Annotated in this window: 28 protein-coding genes; 6 read left to right on the top strand and 22 right to left on the bottom strand. The window is 60.3% G+C overall.

What is annotated here, in order from left to right:
* Window positions 1-41 precede the first annotated feature (41 nt).
* From AC5I5B_RS19920 to rplU, 7 genes are all read right to left on the bottom strand, one after another.
* Window positions 42-1,328, bottom strand: coding sequence for a glutamate-5-semialdehyde dehydrogenase (locus AC5I5B_RS19920; protein WP_035212838.1), 1,287 nt, complete (start codon window positions 1,326-1,328; stop codon window positions 42-44).
* Window positions 1,321-2,490, bottom strand: a complete 1,170-nt coding sequence (gene proB / locus AC5I5B_RS19915) for a glutamate 5-kinase (RefSeq protein WP_060725331.1) — start codon at window positions 2,488-2,490, stop codon at window positions 1,321-1,323. Before proB ends, AC5I5B_RS19920 begins: the two co-directional genes overlap by 8 nt.
* The gene (obgE, locus tag AC5I5B_RS19910) at window positions 2,487-3,557 is read right to left on the bottom strand and encodes a GTPase ObgE (RefSeq protein ID WP_065695302.1); all 1,071 of its coding nucleotides are present in this window, start codon (window positions 3,555-3,557) and stop codon (window positions 2,487-2,489) included. Before obgE ends, proB begins: the two co-directional genes overlap by 4 nt.
* A 169-nt stretch (window positions 3,558-3,726) precedes the next feature.
* Window positions 3,727-4,317 (bottom strand): GNAT family N-acetyltransferase, encoded by a 591-nt coding sequence (locus tag AC5I5B_RS19905; protein WP_060725329.1) that lies wholly within the window; start codon window positions 4,315-4,317, stop codon window positions 3,727-3,729.
* A complete protein-coding gene (locus tag AC5I5B_RS19900; protein ID WP_003505256.1) occupies window positions 4,314-4,946 on the bottom strand; it encodes a GNAT family N-acetyltransferase in 633 nt (210 codons plus the stop codon). The genes AC5I5B_RS19905 and AC5I5B_RS19900 overlap by 4 nt, the downstream gene beginning before the upstream one ends.
* 131 nt (window positions 4,947-5,077) lie before the next feature.
* Window positions 5,078-5,347, bottom strand: coding sequence for a 50S ribosomal protein L27 (gene rpmA / locus AC5I5B_RS19895; RefSeq protein ID WP_003492686.1), 270 nt, complete (start codon window positions 5,345-5,347; stop codon window positions 5,078-5,080).
* A 40-nt stretch (window positions 5,348-5,387) separates the two neighbouring features.
* Entirely contained in the window at window positions 5,388-5,702 is a 315-nt protein-coding gene (gene rplU, locus AC5I5B_RS19890; RefSeq protein WP_003492690.1) for a 50S ribosomal protein L21, read from the bottom strand.
* A 332-nt stretch (window positions 5,703-6,034) separates the two neighbouring features.
* On the opposite strand from rplU, the gene AC5I5B_RS19885 reads away from it, so the two are divergent.
* Window positions 6,035-6,475, top strand: a complete 441-nt coding sequence (locus AC5I5B_RS19885) for a metallopeptidase family protein (RefSeq protein ID WP_080866490.1) — start codon at window positions 6,035-6,037, stop codon at window positions 6,473-6,475.
* A gap of 676 nt (window positions 6,476-7,151) precedes the next feature.
* Here AC5I5B_RS19885 and AC5I5B_RS19880 read toward each other — a convergent pair.
* Both AC5I5B_RS19880 and AC5I5B_RS19875 read right to left on the bottom strand, forming a co-directional pair.
* On the bottom strand, window positions 7,152-7,358 hold the full coding sequence (locus AC5I5B_RS19880; protein ID WP_080866492.1) for a DUF1737 domain-containing protein: 207 nt from the start codon (window positions 7,356-7,358) through the stop codon (window positions 7,152-7,154).
* On the bottom strand, window positions 7,355-8,266 hold the full coding sequence (locus AC5I5B_RS19875; protein ID WP_162695547.1) for an HpcH/HpaI aldolase/citrate lyase family protein: 912 nt from the start codon (window positions 8,264-8,266) through the stop codon (window positions 7,355-7,357). Before AC5I5B_RS19875 ends, AC5I5B_RS19880 begins: the two co-directional genes overlap by 4 nt.
* A 110-nt stretch (window positions 8,267-8,376) precedes the next feature.
* Between AC5I5B_RS19875 and AC5I5B_RS19870 the strand changes: the two genes are divergently transcribed.
* The 3 genes from AC5I5B_RS19870 (at window position 8,377) to leuB (ending at window position 10,712) form a co-directional block, all read left to right on the top strand.
* Window positions 8,377-8,607, top strand: coding sequence for a hypothetical protein (locus tag AC5I5B_RS19870; protein WP_003505260.1), 231 nt, complete (start codon window positions 8,377-8,379; stop codon window positions 8,605-8,607).
* Between the two features lie 164 nt (window positions 8,608-8,771).
* A complete protein-coding gene (gene leuD, locus AC5I5B_RS19865) occupies window positions 8,772-9,377 on the top strand; it encodes a 3-isopropylmalate dehydratase small subunit (protein ID WP_003505261.1) in 606 nt (201 codons plus the stop codon).
* Between the two features lie 222 nt (window positions 9,378-9,599).
* The gene (gene leuB / locus AC5I5B_RS19860; RefSeq protein ID WP_020809681.1) at window positions 9,600-10,712 is read left to right on the top strand and encodes a 3-isopropylmalate dehydrogenase; all 1,113 of its coding nucleotides are present in this window, start codon (window positions 9,600-9,602) and stop codon (window positions 10,710-10,712) included.
* Here the strand turns inward: leuB and AC5I5B_RS19855 are convergent.
* The 3 genes from AC5I5B_RS19855 to cobA form a co-directional block, all read right to left on the bottom strand.
* On the bottom strand, window positions 10,693-11,937 hold the full coding sequence (locus AC5I5B_RS19855; RefSeq protein WP_111834643.1) for a cytochrome-c peroxidase: 1,245 nt from the start codon (window positions 11,935-11,937) through the stop codon (window positions 10,693-10,695). The two genes, leuB and AC5I5B_RS19855, sit on opposite strands and share 20 nt — an antisense overlap.
* 223 nt (window positions 11,938-12,160) lie before the next feature.
* Complete coding sequence (locus AC5I5B_RS19850; protein ID WP_003505266.1) at window positions 12,161-13,477, bottom strand: cobyrinic acid a,c-diamide synthase CobB; 1,317 nt, start codon at window positions 13,475-13,477, stop codon at window positions 12,161-12,163.
* Complete coding sequence (gene cobA, locus AC5I5B_RS19845) at window positions 13,474-14,262, bottom strand: uroporphyrinogen-III C-methyltransferase (protein WP_495752786.1); 789 nt, start codon at window positions 14,260-14,262, stop codon at window positions 13,474-13,476. The genes AC5I5B_RS19850 and cobA overlap by 4 nt, the downstream gene beginning before the upstream one ends.
* Window positions 14,263-14,320: 58 nt before the next feature.
* Here cobA and AC5I5B_RS19840 point away from each other — a divergent pair, with 58 nt between their 5' ends.
* A complete protein-coding gene (locus AC5I5B_RS19840) occupies window positions 14,321-15,451 on the top strand; it encodes a cobalt-precorrin-5B (C(1))-methyltransferase (RefSeq protein ID WP_020809683.1) in 1,131 nt (376 codons plus the stop codon).
* Here AC5I5B_RS19840 and cobM read toward each other — a convergent pair.
* The 3 genes from cobM to AC5I5B_RS19825 are packed head-to-tail and all read right to left on the bottom strand — an operon-like array spanning window position 15,406 to window position 17,848.
* Window positions 15,406-16,179: a precorrin-4 C(11)-methyltransferase gene (gene cobM / locus AC5I5B_RS19835; protein WP_065695304.1), complete on the bottom strand. Its 774-nt coding sequence runs from the start codon at window positions 16,177-16,179 to the stop codon at window positions 15,406-15,408. The two genes, AC5I5B_RS19840 and cobM, sit on opposite strands and share 46 nt — an antisense overlap.
* Window positions 16,176-16,595 (bottom strand): cobalamin biosynthesis protein, encoded by a 420-nt coding sequence (locus AC5I5B_RS19830; RefSeq protein ID WP_060725324.1) that lies wholly within the window; start codon window positions 16,593-16,595, stop codon window positions 16,176-16,178. The genes cobM and AC5I5B_RS19830 overlap by 4 nt, the downstream gene beginning before the upstream one ends.
* The gene (locus AC5I5B_RS19825; protein ID WP_060725323.1) at window positions 16,589-17,848 is read right to left on the bottom strand and encodes a bifunctional cobalt-precorrin-7 (C(5))-methyltransferase/cobalt-precorrin-6B (C(15))-methyltransferase; all 1,260 of its coding nucleotides are present in this window, start codon (window positions 17,846-17,848) and stop codon (window positions 16,589-16,591) included. Before AC5I5B_RS19825 ends, AC5I5B_RS19830 begins: the two co-directional genes overlap by 7 nt.
* Here AC5I5B_RS19825 and AC5I5B_RS19820 point away from each other — a divergent pair.
* Window positions 17,847-18,629, top strand: coding sequence for a cobalt-precorrin-6A reductase (locus tag AC5I5B_RS19820; RefSeq protein ID WP_060725322.1), 783 nt, complete (start codon window positions 17,847-17,849; stop codon window positions 18,627-18,629). The two genes, AC5I5B_RS19825 and AC5I5B_RS19820, sit on opposite strands and share 2 nt — an antisense overlap.
* On the opposite strand, the gene AC5I5B_RS19815 is transcribed toward AC5I5B_RS19820, so the two are convergent.
* Genes AC5I5B_RS19815 through AC5I5B_RS19785 form a run of 7 tightly spaced genes read right to left on the bottom strand, consistent with a single transcriptional unit; the run spans window position 18,596 to window position 26,875 of the window.
* Window positions 18,596-19,357, bottom strand: a complete 762-nt coding sequence (locus AC5I5B_RS19815) for a precorrin-3B C(17)-methyltransferase (RefSeq protein ID WP_020809686.1) — start codon at window positions 19,355-19,357, stop codon at window positions 18,596-18,598. The genes AC5I5B_RS19820 and AC5I5B_RS19815 overlap by 34 nt on opposite strands.
* Window positions 19,354-20,121 carry a precorrin-2 C(20)-methyltransferase gene (locus AC5I5B_RS19810; RefSeq protein ID WP_087745200.1) on the bottom strand — a complete coding sequence of 256 codons (768 nt, stop codon included), beginning with the start codon at window positions 20,119-20,121 and terminating at the stop codon, window positions 19,354-19,356. Before AC5I5B_RS19810 ends, AC5I5B_RS19815 begins: the two co-directional genes overlap by 4 nt.
* Entirely contained in the window at window positions 20,118-20,750 is a 633-nt protein-coding gene (locus AC5I5B_RS19805; RefSeq protein ID WP_107677672.1) for a precorrin-8X methylmutase, read from the bottom strand. The genes AC5I5B_RS19810 and AC5I5B_RS19805 overlap by 4 nt, the downstream gene beginning before the upstream one ends.
* Window positions 20,747-22,102: a precorrin-3B synthase gene (gene cobG, locus AC5I5B_RS19800; RefSeq protein WP_111834613.1), complete on the bottom strand. Its 1,356-nt coding sequence runs from the start codon at window positions 22,100-22,102 to the stop codon at window positions 20,747-20,749. Before cobG ends, AC5I5B_RS19805 begins: the two co-directional genes overlap by 4 nt.
* The gene (gene cobN / locus AC5I5B_RS19795; protein WP_111834612.1) at window positions 22,102-25,452 is read right to left on the bottom strand and encodes a cobaltochelatase subunit CobN; all 3,351 of its coding nucleotides are present in this window, start codon (window positions 25,450-25,452) and stop codon (window positions 22,102-22,104) included. The genes cobG and cobN overlap by 1 nt, the downstream gene beginning before the upstream one ends.
* Before the next feature lie 2 nt (window positions 25,453-25,454).
* Window positions 25,455-26,492: a cobalamin biosynthesis protein CobW gene (gene cobW, locus AC5I5B_RS19790; RefSeq protein WP_111834611.1), complete on the bottom strand. Its 1,038-nt coding sequence runs from the start codon at window positions 26,490-26,492 to the stop codon at window positions 25,455-25,457.
* On the bottom strand, window positions 26,489-26,875 hold the full coding sequence (locus AC5I5B_RS19785) for a DUF1636 family protein (RefSeq protein ID WP_162695546.1): 387 nt from the start codon (window positions 26,873-26,875) through the stop codon (window positions 26,489-26,491). Before AC5I5B_RS19785 ends, cobW begins: the two co-directional genes overlap by 4 nt.
* Window positions 26,876-26,981: the final 106 nt, after the last annotated feature.

Here is a 26,981-nt window from a genome sequence, read left to right as displayed (position 1 = left end):
GTGAGATAACGTCTGTCGAGGCGCTTATCAGCGGGCAAATATCAGGTCCGTGTCTGGCCGGTGCCATGCACCCGGTATTTGAACGAGGTGAGCTGCTCGACACCAACCGGGCCCCGCGCATGCATCTTGCCGGTGGCGATGCCGATTTCCGCACCCATGCCGAATTCGCCGCCATCGGCAAATTGCGTCGAGGCATTGTGCAGCAGAATGGCCGAATCGAGTTCGTTGAAGAACCGCTCAACCACGTCAGAGTCCTCGGCGATCACCGCCTCGGTATGGTTGGACGAATAGGTGCCGATATGCTCTATCGCACCGGAAATGCCCTCCACCACAGCAACCGAAATGATTGCGTCGAGATATTCGGTGCGCCAGTCCTCTTCCGTTGCCGGCACCAGACCCGCCACCACATCACGAACAGCTTGCGAACCGCGCACTTCGCAGCCAGCTTCGATCAAGGCTTTGACGAGCGGCTCGAGATGCGTGGAAACGGCAGCGGCATCCACCAGCAATGTCTCAGCCGCGCCGCAAATGCCGGTGCGTCTCATCTTGGCGTTAACGACGATACGTTTTGCCATGTCGAGATCGGCGGATTTGTCGACATAGATGTGGCAGATGCCTTCCAGATGCGCAAAGACCGGCACGCGGGCTTCCGACTGCACCCTAGCCACGAGGCTCTTGCCGCCGCGCGGCACGATGACATCAACAGTGCCGTTCAGGCCGCTGAGAAGTGCGCCGACGGCCGCACGGTCGGTCACCGGCACCAGCTGAATGGCATGCTCGGGAAGACCGGCAATCTTCAGCCCCTCCACGAGGCAGGCATGAATAGCACGCGATGAATGTTGCGAATCCGAGCCGCCGCGCAGGATGACGGCATTGCCCGCCTTGAGGCACAAAGCACCGGCGTCCGCCGTCACATTCGGGCGGCTTTCGTAGATCACGCCGATGACGCCAAGCGGCGTACGCACGCGCTCAATCTTCAGCCCGTTGGGGCGATCCCAGGCGGCAATGACTTCGGCGACCGGATCGGACAGCGCCGCAACCGAGCGAATACCTTCAGCAATGCCGGCGATGCGGGCATCGTTGAGCGTGAGCCTGTCAACGAAAGAAGCAGCAAGACCGGCGCTCTCGGCTGCGGTCAGATCCTTCCTGTTGGCGGCAAGGATCGCCTCCTTCGACGCCTCGATGGCGGAGGCCATGGCGAGCAGCGCACGGTTCTTCTGGTCCGTGCCGGCGATGGACAACGGTCGTGAAGCAGCTTTCGCCTGAGCGCCGATGGTGATCATCAGCGCATCGATGTCATGGCTCTGCTTCACGGCCTGTTCAGGCATGGACCTCATCCTTCTTTGCATGTTTAATTTTGACGGCGGCGCCGGTCATCACGAGATCGTCGCGATGGATCATGGCCGCGCGCCCGACATAACCGAGGATCGCCTCGATCTCGTTGGACTTGTGACCGATGATAAGGCGCGCCTCTTCCGCATCGTAGCCCGCAAGACCACGAGCGACTTCCCGGCCTTCCGCACCGATAATGGCGATTGCATCCCCACGGCCGAAATTGCCCTTCACCAGTCTCACACCCGCGGGAAGCAGGCTTTTTCCGGCATAGAGCGCCTTTTCCGCGCCGGCATCCACATGGATTTCACCGGCCGGCTGCAATTGCCCGGCAATCCAGGTCTTGCGTGCCGTCACCGGCGTGCCTGATGGTGCAAACCACGAGGAGCGCGCGCCGTTTTCGATGGCCTTCAGCGGATTGAACGTTTTGCCTGACGCAATGATCATGCCGCAACCGGCAGCGGTTGCAATCTTGCCCGCATCGATCTTGGTGCGCATGCCACCGCGCGACAACTCGGAGGCCGCACCACCTGCCATGGCTTCTATCTCGGGGGTGATATCAGCGATCGTCTCAAGGAATTTCGCGTCCGGATCGAGATGCGGCGGAGCCGTATAAAGTCCGTCAATATCCGAAAGCAGCACCAGAAGATCGGCACCCGTCATGGTCGCCACACGCGCTGCCAGACGGTCATTGTCGCCATAACGGATTTCGGTGGTCGCAACCGTATCGTTTTCATTGATGATCGGGATAGCGCCGATCTTCAGCAACTGGTTGATGGTGGCGCGCGCATTGAGATAACGGCGACGCTCCTCGGTATCGGACAGCGTCAGCAGAATCTGGCCTGCAACGATTTCATGCCGCGACAGGCTTTCCGACCACGCCCGCGCCAGCGCGATCTGACCAACCGCCGCCGCCGCCTGGCTTTCCTCCAGCTTCAATGCACCAGAAGGCAGGCCAAGCACGGTACGCCCAAGCGCGATGGCGCCCGAAGACACGACCTGGACATCCGCGCCGTTTTTCTTCAGCGCAGCGATATCTTCGCAGATGGCATCCAGCCAGTCTTTCTTCAGACCGGTCTTTCGGTCCACCAGAAGCGCCGACCCGATCTTGATCACGATCCGATGGTGGCTCGCCAGCGGCTTGCGCGTCAGGCTCATAGGCGGTCGTCCTCTTCTTCGGCCTCGCTATCCTCATGCGGCATGGACCTGTCGGGCAGGGCAGTCTCCCCGCCCTCGCTTGCCGAAACGATGATGTCGCGAAGGGCGCGCAGCGCTTCCGTCATGCCGATATGCGCGGCGGCAGACAGAAGAAGCGGCGGACGGCCGCAGGCCTTTTCCAGTTCCTTCGCCTTCTTTTTCAGTTCTTTTTCATCGAGCACGTCGATCTGTGACAGCGCCACGATTTCCGGCTTGTCGGTCAGCCCGCCACCATAGGCGTCCAGCTCGGCCTTGACAGTCTTATAGGCCTTGCCGACCTTTTCTTCCTGTGCGGAAACCAGATGCAGAAGCACGCGAGTGCGCTCCACATGGCCGAGGAAGCGGTCACCAATGCCCACGCCCTCATGCGCGCCTTCGATGAGGCCGGGAATATCGGCCAGCACGAATTCGCGGCCGTCGATGGTCGCCACGCCGAGGTTCGGATGGAGGGTGGTAAAGGGATAATTGGCGATCTTCGGCCGCGCGCGGGTCACGGTCGCGAGGAATGTGGATTTACCCGCATTCGGCAATCCAACAAGACCGGCATCGGCGATCAGCTTCAGGCGAAGCCAGACCGTCTTTTCTTCGCCTGCAAGACCCGGATTGGCATGGGTGGGCGCCTGATTGGTCGAAGACTTGAAATAGGCATTGCCGAAACCGCCATTACCGCCGGCGGCAAGACGAAAGCGCTGGCCTTCCTTGGTGAGGTCGATGATCAGCGTCTCATTGTCTTCCTCAAATATCTGGGTACCAACAGGCACCTTCAGCACCACATCCGCGCCCTTGGCGCCGTTGCGGGTCTTGCCCATGCCGTGCTGCCCGATCGAGGCCTTGAAATGCTGCTGAAAACGGAAGTCGATCAGCGTGTTGAGACCGTTGACGACCTCAATCCAGACATCGCCGCCACGTCCGCCATCACCACCGTCAGGACCACCAAATTCGATGAATTTTTCGCGCCGGAAAGATACCGCGCCTGCGCCGCCATCACCGGACTTGATATAGACTTTTGCTTCATCGAGAAATTTCATCGGACTGCCGTTCTATCGGTTTGCGGGCGCGGCCGCCAATCGCGTTGCGCCAAACAAAAATATCGTCGTTTCGAATACAAGCGCTTCTTCACAAGGTCAAAGACTATCGTGCGGGAAGCCCCTGTGCGAGACAAGGCCGGTTTGGTGCAAACCGGCCTTGTTTTGATTGTCAGCGATGCGGCCGGACAAAATCCTCAGCCGTGATCATCGTGTCGATATGCGCCACCATGGCGGCGCGCGCCGTGGCGTAGATCTGGTGGCAGCCGGTCACCCGGAAGCCGAGTTTTTCCTGCACCCGCAGCGAAGCGGGATTATCCGCAAACACGCCGGAATGAAGGGTCACGCCCGGCATGCGGCGGAAGAACCGCTCAACCACGCCGGCCACCGCCTCGGTCATGTAACCCTTGCCCCAGTAGAAGCGGTTGAGCCAGTAGCCGAGATGCCACTCGCCGTGCCGCAATTCCACCGAAACGACGCCGATGAGGGTATCGTCGCCACTGGTAATGGCGAAATCCCAGTCGGGCAGGGTGCCTGAGGTGCGCAGGACCAACCATTCCAGCGCATCCTGCTTGTGATAGGGTGCCGGAACACGAGCGAGCATCCTCGTCACAGCAAAATCGCCAAGCGATTCCGCAATGCTGCCGGCATCGGAAAGCCGCTGCGGGCGCAGCACCAGACGCCGCGTCTCGATGACAGGGCAGGGGCCGGGCGGAGCCACAGTGGCAGCAGCCCGGCGACGGGTAAGCTCTAGCGCACTCATCCCATGTCCCCCCAGCTCTTCAGCGAAACCCAGGTCTTGCGGTCCAGCCGGTACCATTCGACCGGCACCATGCCGCCGAGCGCCAGCGAACCGACCATGCCGGAACCCTGAAACTGGAAACCGCACTTCTGGATGACGCGGCGCGAAGCGATGTTGGTAACCCGGCAGCGGGCATCGATCTGGTCGATTTCACGCGTGCGGAAGGCCATGTCGATCAGCGCATGCGCGGCTTCCGTCATGTAGCCCCGGTTCCAGTAGGGTTCCCCCAGCCAGTAACCGATCTCAAGCGTCTTTTCGTCTTCCTGGGGTTCGAGCGCGCAGCAGCCCAGAAACTCGCCATTGTCCATGCGGGTAATCGCATAGACGCACTTGCCAATCTCGCCAGCTTTGGAGCGTCGCACAAAATCCGCGGCGTCTTTGGCCGTGTAAGGGTGCGGCATACGCGACACCATGGTCGCGATATTGGCATTGTTGGCAAGATGGGCAAGGGCGTCGATGTCTTCTTCGTGAGGCTTGCGTAAAACCAGCCTCTGCGACAGTAAAACGGGGCAATCGCTCCTTGACCGATCGGGCCTCGGCCGCTCTTCGGGTGACCGTGATTGGTCAACCCTCAACAATTCAGCTTGCATGGTTCAGTCCCTCCATGAGGTTAAAGAAAAAGGGGAGTTGGGTGGTGCCCCATCTCCCCTGTTTTCTTGACTGAACCTGATACGTCTCAGCCGGGTCGATGGGACACCGGCTGCATATGACGCTTACCGGCTTATTCTGCGGCTTCCGCTTTCGGAGCCACGGATACGAATACGCGGCCGTTGGCCTTCGTACGGAAGTTCACGTTACCTGCGGTCAGTGCGAAAATCGTGTGGTCCTTGCCGATGCCAACATTGGCGCCCGGATGCCACTGCGTGCCACGCTGACGCAGAATAATGTTGCCTGGAATGACAGCTTCGCCGCCGAACTTCTTTACGCCAAGGCGCTTGGATTCGGAATCGCGACCGTTACGCGAGGAACCGCCAGCTTTTTTGTGTGCCATTGGAGTTCTCCTTTAAACCTTGTTTCCCGTGTCGCGCCGATCAGGCAGCAACGATGTCCGTGATGCGGACGACAGTGTGATGCTGACGATGGCCGCGCGAACGCTTGGAGTTCTGACGACGACGCTTCTTGAAGGCGATGACCTTCTTGCCGCGATTGTGCTCGACAACTTCAGCCTTGACGATGGCGCCCTTGACAAAGGGAGCACCGAACTTGGCGTCGGCGCCTTCGCCAACAACGAGAACTTCGGTGAATTCTACAGTTGCGCCTGCCTCTGCTTCCAGCTTTTCGATGGTCAGCACGGCGTCGGCCGCTACGCGGTACTGCTTACCGCCGGTCTTGATGACTGCGAACATTTTTTATCCTTTCATGTTCGTTCCGGCTCTGCTCGCAAATGCAAGCTGGCCGTCTTTTTATCAGTCGGAATTTGGTAGAAACCCTTGGGAACAGAATGCCCCTTTGAATGTCTGCCGGTGAAGCCGCCTTTTAAGGGGCGGAATAAACGGAAGGCGCATTACGCCATCAATTTGGGTGCCGATTACGCGAGACGCCAGTTTATGTCAAGATGACGACGGCCCGAAAAGTAACTGTAACGCCAAGAATTTCATGCTTTTTCGGCGGGTGAAGCAGTCAGGTCTCGAAATTTGCCCAGCAAGTGTTTATATGGGCCTTCCAACAAGGAGCAGAAATGGCCCGCATAGACCAGACCGACGATTGGCGGGACCGCCATGCGCCGACAATTTCCGCCTTCGAGTCGCTTGCGATCGAGGCATATGGCCACCTGCCGGAAGAATTTCGCGCATTAACGAAGGATCTCATCATCGAGATCGCCGATTTTCCGACCGATGACGTGTTCGAGGACATGGCTCTCGAAACGCCTTTCGACCTTCTCGGATTATTCGAAGGACGCGGCATCTCCGAACGTTTCACCATGGAAACGGGCGAGATGGTGAACCGCATCACGCTTTATCGCCGCCCCATTCTCGACTACTGGGCCGAAAATGAGGAGACGCTGGGCGATATCATCACCCATGTCCTGATCCATGAAATCGGCCATCATTTCGGCCTGTCGGATGACGACATGGAACGGATCGAAGAAAGCGCAGACGAGGCCGCCGCCGAACGTTAAAAGACCGGCACCGAAAAACTATGGTGCCGACCCTCAAGCCACTAGTGGTCGCGTCTCATTGAAAGTGCAACCGTCTCGCTACCCACAAGACGTTTGCGCTTAATCACTTCATTAACCCGCCCCGGGTTTACGCCGTAAGAAGCTGCAATGTGGTGCTGAAACTCACCACCCCAGTACCGTAACCAAATTTCTACCGCGTCTTTTTCGGTCAATTTATAAGACTGTTGATGCATGTGATTGTCCTGTTAGGTTTTCAACCTTGGACAAACTTGACAGAAGAGTCTGTGAGCGTATTTTGCTCCGTGTATATGCTGATCCGCAAGCTTTCCAAGATATTGTGGTTTCGACACGGAGCCGAGGTTGCACCCTCGGCTTTGTCGTGCCAGCTCAGAGACCGCCCCCGAGCTCGTAAATATATGTTGGGACTCGATATTTTGAGTCAAGCTTAGGGCGATAGGCCGTATCTGTTCACTTTATGTACAACGGCAATTTCATCTCAAGACACGATGAGATTTGCAAATTTTATATTTTAAAAACATACACTTAATGTATTTTCGCGCATTTCGAACAAGGGCTGTGAATAATACGCCCTAATATTCGTTTTGTTTCAGTAACAAACAAGAAAATCGAGAGAATCAGATCGACGGACCCGAATCACTCGATTTTCTACTTCAGATCACTGCTCGCCGAGCTTGATGTCCGGGTGGTATTCCTTGCCCTCGACCACCTTGGTCACGGCCTGGCCGCAATGCATGACGCCGCTTGCGGCGTTGAAGGCATAGCTCGGCGAACCCGCGAGTTCCCAGCCCTTGTTCAGCGCCTCGGTCACCCGGTGACAGAATTTCGCGTCGTCGGGACCGGTTATGAAACGATAGACCTTCACGTCCTGTTTGCCTTTCTTTGTGCGATGATATCGGCCATGTCGACCAGCCTTTCGGCCTCAACCACATGCAGCCGCTCGATCATGCGACCGTTCATGTTGATGACGTTCAATTCCACAGATTCCGGTTTTGCGAAAGCGGCAATGATCTCGCGCGCTTCCGCGACCGCCGCCTCGTCCGGCGCGAAGCGCCCGTTGGCCGGCTCGATCTGGGCCGGGTGGATCAACATCTTGCCATCGAACCCCATGGCGCGACCCTGCTCACATTCGGCTTCGAAAGCGGCGATATCGCGAAAGTCGTTCGAGACGCTGTCGATGACGTCGAGCCCGTAGGCGCGGGCGGCAAGCACCACCTGCATCATCCACGGTACGAGATAGGTGCGTCCTGGGAGGGCCGGAACCCGCGTTTCCTTGCGCAGGTCGTTGAGCCCAATGACAAAAGCCGCAAGCCGCGCATCCGGCGTATGGGCCGCGTCAGCAATCGAGGCGGCATTCAGCACACCAAGCGGCGTTTCGATCATCGCCCAGATTTTCAGGCGCTCCGGCGCATCCGCCTCAGCCAGACGATCGGCCACTTCATTGATATCGGCCGGCTGTTCCACCTTCGGCAAAAGAACCGCATCCGGCCGGCAGGAAAGCACGAGTTGCAAATCCGCCTTTCCATCCGGCGTCGAAAGCGGATTGATACGAATGACGATTTCCCGCCCGCGGAAAGACTGCGCCGAAAACAGTTTTTCCAGATTGTCCCGCGCCTTGCCCTTCATATCGGGTGCGACGGAATCCTCCAGATCGAGAATCACCCCGTCACAATCGAGATCGCGGATTTTTTCCAGCGCCCGGACATTAATGGCCGGAACTGACAGCAGCGAACGGCGCGGTCTCACAAGAATATTTTCGGAAAAATCGACCATGCCGCACTTGTGTCAAGCTTTTGTGACATCTGCAAGCTGACAATCCACTGAATCCTCTTGCAAGCCGGAAGAAGAAGGCCCACATTCGTCTGGATAGAAAGGTTTGGATCATGCAAGGCATACGTTCGTTTTTCATCGCCGCATCCGGCATTGCAGTTCTGGCGATAGTCGCCCTTTTCACCGCGTCGCTTACGGTCGCTTTTGTCGGCGTGCTCGCGGTTCTCAGCGCTGCCCGCCTGCTTTCTGCGCGTTTGAAGCCGGCCCCTATTCCGGTCAAGCCCCGTAACCAGCGTGATATGCGCGTCTGGAACGACGGTAAGGGCACGATTATCGATCTCTGAGATCGTCTCAAATCGGCAAAAATGCCAGCGCGCCACACACGGCGTACCGAAGAACGTGGGTTTGCGCTTCTAAAGCGCTTAATTTTGCGGTATTTCCCGGCTGAAAATATCCGGCAGGCCTGTCGGCGCCGGATTATGTTCAAGGGAAACACGGGAAGCGACAGATGGAAAAATTCACCAAGCTGACGGGCGTTGCCGCGCCCATGCCGGTGGTCAATATCGACACCGATATGATCATTCCGAAAGACTATCTGAAGACCATCAAGCGCACCGGCCTTGGCAAGGGCCTTTTTGCCGAGTCGCGTTATCTTGAGGATGGCTCGCCCAATCCGGATTTCGTGCTGAACAAACCCGCTTATCAGAACGCCCAGATCCTTGTCGCCGGCGACAATTTCGGTTGCGGCTCCTCACGCGAACATGCGCCATGGGCGCTTCTCGATTTCGGCATCCGCTGCGTGATCTCCACCAGCTTCGCCGACATCTTCTACAATAACTGTTTCAAGAACGGCATTCTGCCTGTCGTCGTCAGCCCCGAGAACCTCGAAAAGCTGCTGGACGATGCGTCGCGCGGATCGAACGCCGTTCTGTCGATTGATCTGGAACGCCAGGAAATCAGCGGCCCCGATGGCGGCACGATTACCTTCGAGATCGATGAGTTCAAGCGTCACTGCATGCTGAACGGGCTTGATGATATCGGCCTGACGCTCGAACATTCCAGCGCCATCGACACGTTCGAAAAGGCGAACGCCTCGGTCCGCCCCTGGGCCTGACAACATTTCCGCTCGTCAAAAAAGCCGATCCCGTACCAAACCGTACCGGATCGGCTTTTGCTTTGCTTGAAAAGCCGTTGAGGCAGAGATAAGAAGCCCACGATCCCGTCCGGCTGCGATAAGACTTTGCATCTGCAGGACGGAAACGAGTTTGACGCCGCGCTCGCCGCAACCGAAAACCCTTCGTGATGTTTTCCGGCGCGCCGCCCAAGGAGGGTTCTCATGACAGTCCGTTCGCTTTTCCTGCTGCCCGGTGACGGTATCGGCCCCGAAGCCATGGCCGAGGTCCGCAAGCTGATCGATTATATGAACAGCGCGCACAATGCCGGCTTCACTGTCTCGGAAGGCCTCGTCGGCGGCTCTGCCTACGACGCCCATGGCGTGGCTATTTCCGATGCGGATATGGAAAAGGCGCTTGCCGCCGATGCGATCCTGTTCGGCGCCGTTGGCGGCCCGAAATGGGATGGCGTGCCCTACGAGCACCGCCCGGAAGCCGGCCTGCTGCGCCTGCGCAAGGATCTCGAACTTTTCGCCAATCTGCGCCCCGCCATCTGCTATCCGGCGCTCGCTGCCGCTTCCTCGCTGAAGCCGGAGCTGGTCGAGGGTCTCGATATCCTCATCGTCCGTGAACTGACGGGCGGCGTTTATTTCGGCGAACCGAAGCAGATCATCGATCTCGGCAACGGCCAGAAGCGCGGCATCGACACGCAGATCTACGATACGTTCGAAATCGAGCGCATCGCCAGCGTTGCTTTCGAACTGGCCCGCACCCGTGACAACCGCGTCTGCTCGATGGAAAAGCGCAACGTCATGAAATCAGGCGTTTTGTGGAACCAGGTGGTCACCGAAACCCATTCCGCCAAGTTTAGGGATGTTCAGCTGGAACATATGCTGGCCGATGCCGGCGGCATGCAGCTGGTGCGCAAGCCCAAGCAGTTCGACGTGATCGTCACCGACAATCTCTTCGGCGACATGCTCTCCGACGTCGCCGCCATGCTCACCGGCTCGCTCGGTATGCTGCCGTCCGCCTCTCTCGGCGCACCTGACGCCAAGACCGGCAAGCGCAAGGCCATGTATGAGCCGGTCCACGGTTCGGCCCCTGACATTGCCGGCAAGGGCATCGCCAACCCCATCGCCATGATCGCGTCCTTTGCCATGTGCCTTCGCTACTCGTTCAACATGGTGGATGAGGCGACAAAGCTCGAAACCGCAATCGCAAACGTGCTCGACAAGGGCATCCGCACCGCCGACATCATGGCCGAGGGCAGCCGCCAGGTCGGCACCTCCGAAATGGGCGACGCGGTTCTCGCCGAATTCAAGGCGCTTTCGGCGTAACGCTTGATGAAACCGGCTGGGCAGGCGGCACGTTCGCCTGTCCATCTTCTTTCGGCAGAAGATGCTCATATCTTTTGTCAGTCAGCGTCTTCAGAAATGCGACAATGGCGTCCACACGCTTGTCGTCCAGCGCCGGTGCGGATGTCAGTTCCGTCATGGCGATATTTTCAGGCACTTCCGGCGCATCCCACGTCTTGCCGGTTTCCGGGTTGATCTGGCGGCTGGGCTTCTTGCTTTTATATTTCACATAAAACAGCACCACCGTACGCAAATCCCTAAATACGCCGTTGTGCATGTAAGGACCGGTGACGGCGACATTGCGCAGCGTCGGCACCTTGAATTTGCCGCGCTGGGCGGCATCGCCGGCAACTTCAGGATTTTGCGCCAGCCCCAGATCGACCGCGCCCGGCTTGGAGCCGTTCACGGCCCGAACCGATGTATTGGCGGGAACGCCGATGTTGAAATATTTGTGGTTGGTGAAGAGGCCGTCTTCCAGGCCCTTGGCGCCGCGGATTTCGTGGCAGGTATTGCAATTGGTAAATTGCGTCGAGGAGATCAGGACCCGACCCAGCTCTTCCTGATCGGTCAGCTTCTCCTCGCCGCGCAGGAAACGGTCATATTTGGAATCGAAGGTGGAAAATTCATCGGAGCGCTCGAAGCTCGCCAGCGCCTTCGTCATCGCGGCATAGGCAGTGTCGTCGCTCTCAAAAACATCCTTGCCGAACTTCGTGCCGAAAGCCGCGACATAATCCGGGTTTTCCCGGAGCCGTTTGACGACCGAGGTCTTGTCCGGCATGCCCATTTCGAGGGGATTAAGCGGCGGACCGCCCGCCTGATCTTCGAGCAGAGAGGCGCGGCCATCCCAGAATTGCCCGCCGACATACTCGCCCGCCGCATTCCTGCCGAAAGGCGGCGTGAAGCGGGCATAAGCTGCAGTCGGCGCATTGCGGTCGCCCAGCGAAATCCCATCGTCGCCGAGAGAGACGTCCCGCCCGACCTTTTCGCTCTCCCGCGCATCGGAAAACCCGGCAGCCTGCATATGGCAGGTGGAACAGGCCATGGTGCGGTTCATCGAAAGGTTGGGATCGTCGAACAGCGCTCCACCGAGCTTTTCCAGCGTTGCGTAATCTTCACCGTCGTGGGCGACCGTGCCGTCGGTTCCCAAAGGGGCCAGCAAAATGGTCGCAGCGAGAGCGGCAGAGACAAAAAATCCGGGTTTCATCATCGGTAGGCACGCTCGATATGAATGCGCGAGGGCAGGTTCGGACCAGGAAATATGAAGCGGCTTTCGGTCCGGCTGCGCTTCACCGAACATGGATCACGGCAGACAACTCCGCTCTTCCATGCCCTATAAAATGATCTATAGCACTTTCCCGTTATCCAAGCCTACAAACTTTCGCAGCTTGCTCCACTTTGCCGCAGGTCCCACGGACCAAAGCCGTTAACGGTCAACCGCCTCTGGCGATGGCATGGAAAAAGGTGCCTGAGACAAATCCTCTCCTGCCGCCCGATGGCCCCAGCGGACGACCCTGCCCGTCAGCAATCTGGGCGAAGGGCTCATCGCTGCCGGCATCAGTAACCCGCGCATAATGGAATTCATGGCCGCGCAGAACATCCCCCGCCGTGCCGAGCGGGCCGCTTGCCGCAATTGTTGCCTGCCGGTAGCCTAGATTCATCTTGCGCGTCGCAAAGCTGGTGGCATGCGACAGAAGCCCGGTCATTGCGTGGGTCACCCCATCCGCATCTTCCAACGCCTCGCCGAGCACCATGTAACCGCCGCACTCGCCGTGCACAGGCTTTGTCGCGGCAAAGCGGGCAATACCTGCCTTGAAACCAGCCGCATCCGCAAGCTTCCCGGCGAAAAGCTCGGGATATCCGCCGGGTAGCCAGCAGATATCACAGCTGTCGTCGGGCGCCTCATCCGCGAGCGGTGAGAACGGCACGATCTCGGCCCCGGCCGCCTGCCAATGCTTCCTAAGATGCGGGTAAAGGAAGGTGAACGCCGCATCCTCCGCCAGCGCGATACGCTGACCGGGCGGTGCGATTGCCGCATCCACCGAGCCTGAAGGCACGTCCACCGGCGCGGCGAGTGAAAGCAAGGCATCGAGATCGATGGATTTTTCCATCGCATCGGCCAGTCGTTCTATATGTGCATCGATCTCCGGATGTTCGCTGGCCTGCACCAGCCCCAGATGCCTTTCGGGCAGGATGAGCGAAGGATCACGCAGCACGCAGCCGGCAACGGGAAGGCCGATTTTTTCGATCGCTTCCGTGCACAGCGTCCGATGTCTTTCGCTGCCCGCCCGGTTCAACACAACCGCCGCCATGGTAACGGCCGGATCGTAGTGAGCAAAACCGTGGGCGACGGCAGCGGCCGTCTGCGACTGACCGGACACATCCAGCACGAGCAGCACGGGAATGCCGAACAGCCGCGCCAGATCCGCCGCCGAACCCGTGCGATTTTCCGCAACCGGAATGCCGTCGAACAGGCCCATGGCGCTTTCGATAAGAACGAGTTCCGCATCTTCCGTCTGTTGCGAAAAAAGATGTCGCAGCAAGTCTGGCCGCATGGCCCAGCTATCCAGATTAAGACCCGGTGTGCCGGTGGCGAAGGTGTGGAAACCGGGATCGATGTAATCCGGCCCTGTCTTGATGCCGCGCACCTTGATACCGCGCCGGGCAAAGGCCCGGAGCAGGCCGATGGTCACGCTGGTCTTGCCAGAACCCGAGCGTGGCGCGCCAATGATGATCGCCCGCGCCGTCATGAGCCGGAAACTCCAAGACGCGCCCGCATCGAAACAATCTCGCCGATAACGATCAAAGCCGGCGCTTCGAAATTTTCCCTGATTGCATCGTCAGCTATGCTTTCCAGCTTGCCGATGAAAATCCGCTCCAGCGCAGTCGTTGCCGACATGATGACGGCGACCGGCGTTTCGCCGGAACGGCCGCCCTGCATCAGAAGACCGGCGATCGTGCCAATATTCTTCAGCCCCATGTAAACGACGATGGGTTCCCGTGTTTTCGCCAGCGCCAGCCAGTCCAGATCCTCTTCCGTGCCCGCTGCGTGGCCCGTGGCGAGAGTCACGGCGCGGCTGATGCCGCGCATGGTGGCGGGAATGCGGGCTGAAGCAAGCGCTGTGAACGACGAGGTCATCCCAGGCAATATGCGAAACGGAATGCCGGCATGGACAAGCGCCTCCGCCTCTTCACCGCCACGCCCGAAAATAAAGGGATCGCCGCCCTTCAGCCGCAGCACCTTTTTGCCTTGGCCGGCGAAATCGATCAGCGAAGCGGTAATGTCATCCTGCGTTGCGGAAGGCTTGCCGCCCCTTTTACCGGCAAAAACAATCTCTGCCTGCGGACCCAAAGCGACGACATCGTCGCTCACCAAAGCATCGCGCACGATGACGTCGGCCTGAGACAGCGCGAGCGCCACTTCCAGCGTCAGATAACGCACATCGCCCGGCCCTGCGCCCGCGAGCCAGACGTGACCGGCCTGGAAGACCGGACCTTTTGCGGCAACGCTGTTCAAAATCTGCGGTATCGACATTCTTCTTGGCTGCTTTTTAACGATGACGGAAAAAGCCGTCCCGGCTATAGAAATTCATATGGAAACAGATGGAAAGACCCTTCGCCGCGGCTGGACCACGGGCACCTGCGCGGCGGCCGCCACGAAGGCGGCCTGCGCTGCCCTTTTGACCGGCGAATTTCCTTACCCTGTCGAGGTCGAACTTCCAAGCGGCGCGAGGCCTGCATTTTCCCTCGCCACCGAGGAAAAGGGTGAAAACTTCGCCCGCGCCGGTGTCGTCAAGGATGCGGGTGACGATCCCGACGTAACCCATGGTGCGCTGATCGAAAGCACGGTGCGACGAGGTCAACCGGGAAGCGGCATCACCTTCAAGGCCGGCAAGGGCGTGGGCACCATCACACGGCCGGGCCTGCCCCTGCCACCGGGAGAACCCGCCATCAACCCCGTACCGCGCAAGATGATCGAAACAGCGATTCGAGAGGTGGCCGGAGAAAGTGCCGATTTCGAAGTCGAGATTTCCGTCCGCGACGGCGAGAAACTGGCGGAGAAAACCCTGAACGGCAGGCTCGGCATTGTTGGCGGCATTTCCATCCTCGGCACAACAGGCATCGTTATTCCCTTTTCCTGCTCCGCCTGGATCCACTCCATCTGGCGTGGCATTGATGTGGCGCGCGCGACCGGCTGCGCCCATGTGCTGGGCGCCACCGGCAACACCTCCGAAAAAGCCGGGCAGGCGCTTTACGATCTGCCGGAAACCGCGCTGATCGACATGGGCGATTTCATCGGCGGCATGCTGAAATACCTGCGCAGTCATCCGGTCGAGCGGGTGACGATTGCCGGCGGCGTCGCCAAGATGACCAAGCTCGCGCAGGGAATGCTCGACGTGCACTCCAAGAAGGGACTGGCCGATCTTGATGCGCTGGCGGCATTGGCGACGGAAGCCGGAGGAGACGAAAGCCTCGCCATTGCCATCCGTCAGGCCAACATGGTGGCGCACGCCTTTGAGCTGGCCGAACGCGCGGGGATAGACCTCGGTGCGGTCGTGGCGGAAAAAGCCTGGGTGACCGCAGCGGCGGCGCTGAAGACGCCCGCCATTGCGCTTGATATTCTGGTGTTCGATCGTCAGGGCACGCTCAAGGGGCGCACCGCCTCCACGCCGTCGCATCAGCCCGTCGCATCTTCTTTCGGAGATCGGAACCGCCGGACATAGTCGGTGCTATAAAGCGCGCTTTCACGAAAATCCGTCGAGGCAAGTCCACGTCCGACGAAGATCAGGGCCGTCCGCTCCACCGGTTCGGCTGCGAGCTTTCCTTCAATGTCGAACAGCGTTCCCCTGATAACCCGCTCATCCGGCCAGGAGGCGCGAACCACGATGGCAACCGGGCAATCGGAGCCGTAAAGTGGCGCCAGTTCTTCCACCACCTTGCCGATGGCATGAATGGCGAGATGAATGGCGAGCGTCGTACCCGTCGCACCGAAAGCCTTCAGCGTCTCACCGTCAGGCATCTTCGATGCTCGACCGGAAATGCGGGTCAGTACAAGGCTCTGCGCCACTTCCGGCACCGTCAGTTCCCGCTGCAAAGTGGCGGCTGCAGCGGCAAAGGAGGGCACGCCGGGCGTGACGGTATAATCGAGACCCAGCCGCTCCAGTCGGCGAATCTGTTCACCCATGGCGCTCCAGACGGAAAGGTCGCCGGAATGCAACCGCGCCACATCCTTGCCGGCCTCTGCTGCAGCCACAAACTCCGCCTCGATCTCGTCAAGCGAAAGCGCTGCCGTATCGACAATGCGTGCACCCGGCGGGCAATAATCGATGAGCGCCTTCGGAACCAGTGAACCCGCATAAAGGCACACCGGGCAGGCGGTGATAAGATCGCGCCCGCGCACCGTAATGAGATCGGCGGCACCCGGACCGGCGCCGATGAAATGAACCGTCATTGTTGTTCTCCATGTTCGATGGCGCAGCCGCTATCACGTGGGGCATCGTCAGTCGTTGCGATGGCTACCGTCACATCGCCAACCACAAGACGCGGCGCGACCAGCCTTGCATTCTCTCCGGCGGCGGCAAGCGCCGCCGCTTCGCTGACACTTGGCGAGCAGGCATGATCAAGGCTTGCCTGTGAAAATGTCATTGTTTTCGAAGCGACCGCATCGAGCCGCTCCTGCGATACGATTTCCAGCGACAGCGACAGGCTTTTTGCCGCTGCCGTAAGACCGGCTTCACCGGCTTTGAGCGGCGCAGTCGCCAGGCATTCTGCGGTCATGCCAAAAGCATGCTCCGCAGCACGCACGGCGGCCATGACAGCATCCGGACCCGTGCCCTTGCGACAGCCTATGCCAGCCACTGTCACCATGGCTTGACCCAGCTCCACTGCGTCACCGGCATTGCCGGACGCCAGCCCGACATGGAGCCGACAGCCACCACCCGCGATACATCCAGACGGATCATCGAACCGCCAAGCCGCGCATGGGCGGCAAGCAGTACCGCCTCCATTTCCAGCGTCACCGCATTGGCGACCAGCCGCCCACCCGGTTTCAGGGCCTCCATGGCCCCCTCCAGCACGCCCGTTTCACTACCGCCGCCGCCAATGAAAATCACATCCGGCTGAGGCAAGCCTTCAAAAGCTGCGGGGGCCGCGCCGATCATGACCTCAAGCCCCGGTACACCGAAAGCTTCGGCATTGCGGGCGATACGCTCCGCCCTTTCCGGATGCTGCTCTATGGCGATCGCACGAAGCGAGGGATGCGACAGCATCCATTCGATACCGATCGAACCCGAACCGGCACCGATATCCCACAACAATTCGCCCCGCCGTGGCGCGAGAGAGGAAAGTGTCACGGCGCGGATTTCGCGTTTGGTGATCTGCCCGTCATGTTCGAACAGGCTGTCATCCAGTCCCTGTGCAAAAGGCAGGATACGGGCACCCTCAGCCGCGACGACATCAATCGCCACCACATTCAGCGGGTCGATGTCTTCAAAGGCGAAATCAGCCGCCCTGACCTGCCGCTGCTTTTCCCGCTCTCCGCCTAGGGCTTCGAGCAAAACGAATTCCGACTGACCGAAATCCAAATCGGACAACAATTCCGCAATCAAAGCCGGGGCGTGAGCATCCGAGGTAAGCGCAATGATGCGCGCACCGGCATGGAGATACGGCCGCAAGAGATCGATGGAACGGCCGTGTAGCGAAACGCATTCGACCGATTGCAGCCCCCAGCCAAGCCGCGCCGCCGCCAGGGAAAAGGCGGAAGGCGAGGGATGACAAACCGTCTCATCCGCCTCGACATGCCGCAGAAGCGTGACGCCGACGCCATAAAAGAACGGATCGCCGGAGGCGAGCACACAAACCCGCTTGCCACGCAGCGCCACGACATCACTCATATCCGTGTCGAACGGCACCGGCCAGCGCCGTGCTTCACCACGAACAGCCGCAGCCGCCAGTTCCAGATGGCGTTTACCGCCGAAAACGATCTCGGCCGCCTCTATCGCCTGGATCGCGTTCCGGCCCAGCCCCGCGAGCCCATCCTCACCAATGCCGACGATGGAAAGCCACGGCTTCTCTTTCTTTTCTGTGGAAGCATCGCCCGTTCCGGAATATTCAGACGTCATGACACGCTCCATACTCATCCTTGGCGGCACGGCGGATGCCCGCATTCTGGCCGGCAGGCTGGCAGAAGACTCCGGCTACCGAATTCTGCTTTCCATGGCCGGTCGCACACTCTCGCCGGTCGAACAGCCGGTGCCGATGCGCAGTGGCGGTTTTGGCGGTGCCGTAGGTCTTGCGGATTTCATTCGCACCGGGGGTTTCGATATTCTGGTGGACGCCACGCATCCCTATGCGGCGAAGATTTCCACCAATGCCGTTGAGGCGGCGCGGCTTGCCAAGGTCCCGCTTGTGGCGCTTTCGCGTTCCGCCTGGCAGTGCCAGCCGGATGACACATGGCATGGTGTCGACAGCGTCGAGCAGGCTGTTATTGCGCTCGGCAGCGAAGGCCGGCGCGTGTTTCTGGCTTTGGGACGGCAGGAGCTGCTTCCTTTCGAAGCCGCGCCCCAGCACAGCTATCTCATCCGCAGCGTTGACCCCGTGGAGCCGCCACTGAAACTGCCGCATGCGCGCTACATCACCGCGCGTGGTCCTTTTGCGCTGGATGATGAAATCCGCATGCTGGAAGAAAACCGCATCGAGACATTGGTCTCGAAAAATTCCGGTGGCAGCGCCAGCTATGGAAAGATCGAGGCCGCAAGACGGCTCCGCCTGCCGGTCATCATGATCGAGCGGCCGCGAAAGCGAAACGACGCGTCCATGAATGATGTGACGGTGCCGGATATTGCAGCTGCGCTCACCGCCATCCAACATCAGCTCTCTCTTCTCGAAAAACGCGGCGAATAAACCAGCGGTTCTTTGCCGGATCGTTCAATCAGACGGGTTTCAACCGAACCGACGATGATGCAGGTGGCCATGTCAGCCATGTCGCTCGAGGCTTCCGAAAGAGGTATCACCCGGATACGCTCATCCGCCCGGCCTGCTGCCCGACCGAAGATCACCGGCACAGAACCGGGCAAATGCGCCCGCAACAGATCAAAAGCGGTACCGAGCTGGTGCGGACGCGCCTTGCTGACGGGATTGTAGAAAGCCATGACAAACCCTGCTTCCGCCGCCGCAATCAGCCGTTTTTCAATGATGCTCCAGGGCTTCAGATTGTCCGACAGCGAAATGGCGCAGAAATCATGGCCAAGCGGCGCGCCGGCCCTCGCAGCGACCGCCAGCATGGCGGTCACGCCGGGCACGACGGAAAAATCGATCTCGCGCCACTCGGAAGGACCGCTTTCGATCGCCTCGCAAACTGCCGCCGCCATGGCGAAAACGCCGGGATCACCGCCGGACACCACGCAGACCTTGCCGCCGGAAGCCGCAAGCCGCAAAGCCTGCTCGGCGCGGGAAATCTCCTCGCGATTGTCGGACGCATGGCGACGCTGGTGCGGCCCAAGCGAAAGGCGATCGAGATAGGGAATATAACCGAAGAAATCCTCCGAGGCATCGACAGCGGCAAGCGCCTCCGGCGTCACCTGCGCCGCACTACCCGGGCCGAGGCCGACAACGACGAGCCTGCCGGTCATGGCTTTTCACCTGCAGAGGGCCTCGTTTTCCAGCCCGGCACCAGAACCAGTGAAAAATAGGGCGCAGGCGATGCATCACGTTCGATGAGCCGCACCGCATGGCTGTTGGCCATCGTGCCGCGCTCGACATAAAGCGCTTCTTCAAGCTTACCGGCCTTTTCCAGCGCCCGGCGAATCTTTGGCAGGTTGCGCCCCACCTTCATGATCACCGCACCGTCCGTGCCGGACAGACGTTCCGTCAGAACATCTTCGCCAAGCGTGCCGGGAAGGACGCTCAAAATATCATCGCCCTGCACCAGCGGCAGACCGGCCATGGACCAGCAGCCGGACATTGCCGTGATACCCGCAACGACCTCCGCCGGGTAGGACGGAGCAAGCCGCAAATGAAGGTGCATATAAGAACCGTAAAACAGCGGATCGCCTTCCGACAGCACGGCAACATTGCGCCCGGCCTCGAGATGCACGGCAATATCCTTCGCCGACTGATCGAAAAAGGCGGCGATCGCATCGCGATAATCGCTGCCGTTTTTGTCGCTTTCGACGGTTACCGGATAGACCAGCGGCATTTCCAGCGTACCGGGGCGAATGAAGGCTTCGACAATGCCACGACCGTTACCGCTGCCACCCTTTTTGCAGAAGAAGGCGAGCACATCGGCATTTTCGATGGCACGAACGGCTTTCAGCGTCAGAAGTTCGGGATCACCGGGGCCGGTGCCGACGCCAACGAGTTTACCCCTGGGGTTTTCAAAAAGAGCCGCGCTCACAGGCCAGCCCTCGCAACCGCGTTGATGGCGGCAGCCGTCATCGCCGAGCCACCCATGCGTCCCTTGACGATGGCATAGGGAATGCCGAGCGAACTTGCTTCCAGCGCGTCTTTCGATTCCGCCGCACCGACAAAACCAACGGGCATGCCGATGATGGCGGCGGGGCGCGGCGCGCCTTTTTCCAGCATTTCCAGAAGATAAAACAGGGCCGTCGGCGCATTGCCGATGGCGACCAGCGCGCCATCCAGCTTCTCGGCCCAGAGATCGAGTGCGGCGGCGGAACGGGTATTACCGATCTTTTGCGCTATCTCAGGCGTGCGCGGATCGCGAAGGGTGCAGATCACATCATTATCAGCCGGAAGACGGGCACGCGTCACGCCGTGGGCCACCATTTCAGCATCACAGAGAACGGGCTTGCCGGCTCGTAGAGCACCACGTGCAGCGGCAACAAAATCCGGCGAAAATCGGAAATGGCTGGCCGCCTCCACCTGCCCGCAGGCATGGATCATGCGAATGGCGATATCCGCCTGCTCTTCGGTAAAGGCGGACAAATCCGCTTCTTCGCGAATGATGGCGAAGGAGCGCTCATAGATCGCATTGCCGTCGCGAATATAGTCATAGTCGGTCATCGGTCATCCTGTCGAAGCGCCGCACCGATCGCCTGTTTGCCCAGCCGGGCAAACAGGGTAGCGGCGTTTTCCCCGGGCTTATGTTCTTTTTCGTAAAGACGGGCAAGCCGCGAAAGCACCGTCCTCTGATGCGGGAAAGGTAAAATGCCATCCGGCACATCGCCGGGGCGGCCTGCAATAGAAAAGACCAGGCCATCGGCAGTGCCGGAAAAAGTGAGAAGCGACGGCGCGGGATGAGCGCAACCCTTACCACAGCCGGAAATATGCAGCGTGAAGGAGCCATCCAGCAATGACGCGCATTCCTCAGACGCAAAGGCGGCCAGTTCATGGGTGGGAAGAAAAGCCGAAGCGCAGCCCGGCGCGCCGGGACAGACGGCGATGGAAGAGCGCGCGTCACCTGCCGTCGTTATGAAACCGGACTCCCCTGCAATCTCCAGCAAGGCGTTGCAAGCGGATGACGATCCAAAAAATAGCAGGCTATGGTTTGGGGATGGCCGTAGAGCCTTGATGCCGAGCGTACCGGCCCGTTCGCAGAGATGAGACAAATCGCAGGCCCGGATTTGCCCGAAAGCAGGCGCGACAGCAACTGCAAAGCAGTCCTTTCCCGTCGTCATCAGTCCCAGAGGTGCAGAAGCCACCCTGGCTTCGTCCGCAATCACCCGATCGAGCAGGCGATCTCCGCAAACTGTCTTTATGGTCGAATGGTCCAGATCGCGGCCACGGGTAAGCGGTCCCTTGCCGGCCAGAAAGGCGAGCAGCGACACGACGGCGCCCGCCGCCGCGCCCGTCTCGACCAGTCCCGCATTCAGCGCCCTGCTTTCCGGCCCGCCAACGAGCAATCGCCAGAAGGTCCGACCATCAAGTGACAGTGCTTTCAGGCGAATATCGGCCAGCAAATCTCCCATGGAGAGGTGCCCGCCGCCATCAACGACGACAGACATTTTAGCGGCAAGCTTCTCATGGAGAATGAGCCTGTCAGCCCCTTTTCGAATCTCTGCGGCGAGTGGGCGGCCATCAGCGATTTCCGCGTCATCCCGACCGGCGAGAGGCGAGGTCTCAACTGCCAGTCCCTCACGCAGCGGCAAATCCAGCGCCAGAACATCTTTTTCCAGGGCGCGGGCGCTTTCCGGCGTCAGGCCGCGAAATTGCAGGCTGCCGCGTGCGGTAATGTCGATCAATCCGTTGCCATGCAGTTCGGCAAAATGGCAAAGCGCCGCCATGTCACGCGGGGCAATATCCGCCTCGAAAGCGATCCGCGACAAAAACCCGTCTCCGGTGCGCATGGGAACGGAGAGGGCCGGGCAGAGGCCACGGCGGCCAAAGGGCTGGACGGGATCGGCAGCGGCCATCATCACGCCTCCACCCTTTGGGGCCGCGGCAGGATGAGCATTTCAAGTTCCGCATCCACAGCATTGCGGCGGCTATGCCACAACCCACGACGGCGGGCGGATAAAAACCGTTCGGCCATCACTTGCGCCGCTTTCGGATTTTCCCGCAGAATGAAATCGCGCACGTCCTCATTGCCGAAATAGGCGTCGTAAAGCGCCTCGATCAACGAGGAGGACACCGCATGTGTGGTTTCGGCAAAGCCGATCAGCCGGTCCACCGTCTCGGCGAACTCCGCCGCCCCGCGCGGACCATGCCGCATCTGGCCTGCAATGAAGCGTGGATTGACGGCGCGCGCGCGCACCACCCGCGTCAGCGCCTGCGTCATTGACCTTGCACGCGGGCGTGCCGGATCTGTGGTATCCAGCGCCACGATGTCAGCGACCCCGCCAAGCACGGCCTTCGCAGCGGAAAAGCCGCCGATAAAGGCGACATCGGAAGAACCATCGAGAAGGTCACGACCCGGATCATCGCCGGTATGAACCAGAAGGTCGGCCCGCCTGACGAGCTCCACAAAACCGGTATCTTCGAAAATCTCCAGCCCGTCCGCACCACCGAAAGCGTGGCTCGCCGCGTCGAGATAGGCCTGCCCCAGCTCCTCGCGTTCTTCCCATTTCCCGCTCGCAAGCTTTTCTTCGATGCCGGCACCATAGGTGCCGGGCGCGGAGCCGAAAATGCGCGCCGGAATATGCCCAAGCGCGACGGCCTCTTCCGCCAGAGGATTGTCGCCCGGCGCTTCCTCCCGCCGCGCAACGGCCTTGGCGGCAGCATCGAGAAGCGCGATCAGCGCCGGGAACATGTCGCGGAACAGGCCGGATATGCGAAACGTGACGTCGACACGCGGCCGCCCCAGGCTCGCCGGCGGCAGAACCTCGATGCCGGTGACCCGGCCGGTGGCGAGATCGTGGATCGGTCTCGCCCCCATCAGATGCAGCGCTTGGGCCACATCCTCACCGCCATTGCGCAGACTGGCGCTGCCCCACAGATCGAAAACCAGATGTTTCGGCCAGTCGCCGTGGGACTGCAGATGATGGCGCAGCACCTCTTCGCCCGCCATTTTGCCGAGCTCGAACGCCGTCGGCGTCGGCATGGTGCGCGGATCGGCGGCATAGAGATTGCGGCCCGTGGGCAGCACATCGAGCCGTCCGCGCGCAGGTGCGCCGGAGGGGCCGGGGGCGATATGCCGGCCATCAAGCGCAGCCAGCAGGGCAGCTTTTTCCGATTTGGCGCTTTCAAGCCTCAGAAGATCGGTCTCGGCTTCGGCACAGCGGCCAAAAACATGCTGGCCGTCCTTGATGGCGAAATCCTTGAGGTCGCACAGAAAGGCGTCGATGCGCGACAGGGCCGCATCGGCATCATCCTTCACACCCACGCCCGCCTCAGCTGCAAGCCCAGTCTCCAGCGCCTTTTCGACAATCAGTTTCGCCAGTCGGTCACGCCGGCGGCGATCCAGCCCATCCGCCTGCGCATATTCATCAACGAGCTGTTCCAGCGCCGACTGTTCCGGGGAAAGCCCGGCATTGACCAGCACCGGTGGAACATGGCCGATGGTCACGGCCGCGATACGCCGCTTGGCGACCGCCGCTTCGCCTGGATTGGAAACAATGAACGGATAGACTACGGGTAGCGAGCCGGTGACAATTTCGGGAAAACAATCACGGGAAAGCGCGACCGTCTTGCCCGGCAGCCATTCCAGCGTGCCGTGCGCACCCACATGCACGATGGCATGCGCATCTGCGACCCGCTGCATCCATGCACCGAAAGCGACTAACGCGTGACGCGGCGGCAGGGCAGGGTCGTGGTAATCCACCCGGCGATCCTCGTTGCGGCCCCGGTCGGGCGCGAGCGCCACGAATACTTCGCCGAAACGGGCGACACGAAACCGGAATGCACCATCAACCAATGCGTCGTCGTCGGTTGCTGCGCCCCATGTCGCATTTACGGATGCGGCAGCTATAGGTGGCAGGGCGGAAAAAAAACTTTCATAGACGGAAAGACCAATCGTCGCTTCCTGCTTTTCGACGCGGTCGAGCAGCGCCCGCGCGGTCTTAGGAATATCCTCGACCACATAACCTGCGCCAGCGAGATCGCGCAGCATTTCGAGAACGCTTTGCGGCACATCAAGACCGACGGCATAACCGGTTCGCCCGGGCGCCGCACCGGGATAATCCGGCATCAGAATGACGATCCGGCGATCCCGTGGAGCGGCATTCCGCAGCCGCAGGAAAGCGGCGATGCGATTTGCCACCTGCTCGACGCGATCGGCCTCGGGTACATTGAGTAAACTCGCGCCACCATCCATTCGCGCCTGTTTGAACGAAATCGCGCCGGCGAGAATCCGGCCATCCAGTTCCGGCAGAACGACATGCATGGCAAGATCGGAGGGATTGAGACCGCGCGCATTTTCCGCCCAGCCGTCCCGTCGCGTCGTCGCCATCACCACCTGAAACACCGGCACGCCGAGCCGGTCGAACAGTGTTGTACCCTCGTCATCCGTCTGGCTGGCGAAGGCGGTGGCGGCAATGATGGCGGCGGGTTTGAGATCTGGCAGCACCGTTTTGAGGAAACGGATCGCCTCTCCATCCTTCAGGCCGCTGACAAAAATCGGCAAAGGTGCAAAACCGCGCTGCGAAAGCGCTTCGAAGAGCGCATCCACGGGAGCAGCATCTGCCGCCAGAAGCATGGAGCGGTAAAAGAGGATCGGCAAAAGGGGCGCACCGGCGGGGAAACCCTCGCAGGCTTCCGCCCGATCCACGACGCCCCTGCCGGGTCGGTAGAAACCGGCTTTCGGCAGCGGTTCAGCCTCGATATCCGGCCATGTCTCACCATTTGCAAGGGAGGTAAGACCACCGGCAAGCCGGCCCATATTCTCCTGCCCACCCTCGCGGAAGAAGGAGAGGGCAGAGGCCAAGATCCGCCGATCGACGGTTGATGCCGCTTCAAGCTTTTCATCTCGGTCGCTGCATTCTCCCGGCAGGAGCAGCAGCCTTATCCCGCGCCTGCGCGCCAGAATGGAAAGCTGATCGACACCGTAGCGCCAGCGTTCTGCACCGCCGAGAATCCGGATAAGAATAACCTTGGCGTGTTCCGCCGTCTTTTCAATCCACAGATCGACCGACATTGGGTGCCGAAGCTCGGACAGGTTGTCGGCGGACAGGGAGGGTGGTGTACTCTCGGTTCGCCGCCAGGCCTGCTCCAGCCCGGCCAGATCGCTGGCCGAAAAAGACAGCATCACCACATCCGACCGGGGCTGGTTGAGATCAACCGGCTCTATCAGGTCGTCCAGAGACGAGGATGTGGTGGCGAGAATATGCATCGTCAGGCGGCCAGCATCTGCTCGATCTTTTCGCGATTGAGGCCCTTTTCGCCGATGACGACGAGGCGGCTGCGGCGTTCTTCACCCGCGGCCCAGGGCCGGTCGTAATAGTGGTTGACGCGGCTGCCGACAGCCTGCACCTGCAAGCGCATCGGCTTTGCGGAAACTTCGATGAAGCCCTTGATCCGCAGGACATTTTCCGCAGCAGCCGTCTCGGCGATACGGATAGCCAGCGCTTCCGGGTCGGTGACGGCCGGCAAGTCGATGACGAAGCTGTCGAAATCGTCATGCTCGTGGTCAAACTCGCCATCATGGTGGGTGCGGCGGTTTTCGATATCCTCTTCCACCGCAAGGCCAAGACCGATCAGCACGGCGGGATCGATAGCGCCATTGGAGGCCACGACGATCTTTGCTGCCTTCGGCAGATGTTCGAGAATATGCGCCTTGGCCTTGTCCAGGCCGGCATCGTCAAGAAGATCGGCCTTGGTCAGCACAATAAGATCGGCGCAGGCGACCTGATCCTCGAAAACCTCTTCGACCGGGTCATCATGATCGAGCGCCTCGTCATTGGCCCGCTGAGCGGCGAGCGCTTCCATGTCATGCGCCACCTGTCCTTCGGCGAGGGCAGCGCCATCCACCACGGCCACGACGGCATCCACCGTCACGCGGCTCTTGATGGCCGGCCACTGGAAGGCCTGCACCAAGGGCTTCGGCAAGGCAAGGCCCGAGGTCTCGATGAGGATATGCTCCACCTTCGGCTGGCGGCTCAGAATCTGTTCGATGGCGGGCTGGAAATCATCCGCCACCGTACAGCAGATGCAGCCATTGGCCAGTTCGACGATGTTTTCTTCCGGGCAGCTTTCAATGCCGCAGCCTTTCAGAATCTCGCCATCGATGCCGATATCGCCGAATTCATTGACGATGATCGCCAGCCGCTTGCCGTCAAGCTTTTCGAGAAGACCGCGCAGCAGCGTGGTTTTGCCGGCCCCCAGAAAACCGGTAACGATGGTGCAGGGAACGCGGTCCAGAAGGGTGCTCATGATCTCTCCTCGGTAAAATCGAATGGGGGAATGCGCGCCACCATGCCGCGCTTTAATGGTTCGGGGCGGCCGCGCCAGGGCATCAGGCCATCGGGGGCGGCAGCCAACAGCCGCGCGCCGGTCAGCAAATCTTCCGCATCACCGGTCGTCAGCCCGCCGAATACATAGGACCAGCCATTGGCGCTGCACAGCACGGCGCTGAGGCCGCGCTTGCAATTGGCAAGACAGTTGACGGAACGAACGGTGACACCCGTTTCCTCCGCCTTTGCCATGACGGCATCGGCGAGACGCGAACCGGGGCGCGGTTCGGCATTGGCGTCGGCTTCATCGCGGCAGCTTCTGCAAATGAAGACGGTCACGCCGGACGCCGTTTCGTCCTGCATGTTTCCACTCGTAGAAGAAGATGTCGCTGAAATATCCAAACCGTATCGTTTCCCGCGCCTTGCAAAAAATCTCGGGGTGCGGATGTCGAAAACGGCATGCGGACAG

It is taken from the genome of Agrobacterium sp., from assembly GCF_059499945.1.
Note: the sequence above shows the minus strand (reverse complement) of the source record. Positions and strands in the feature narration are given on the sequence as shown.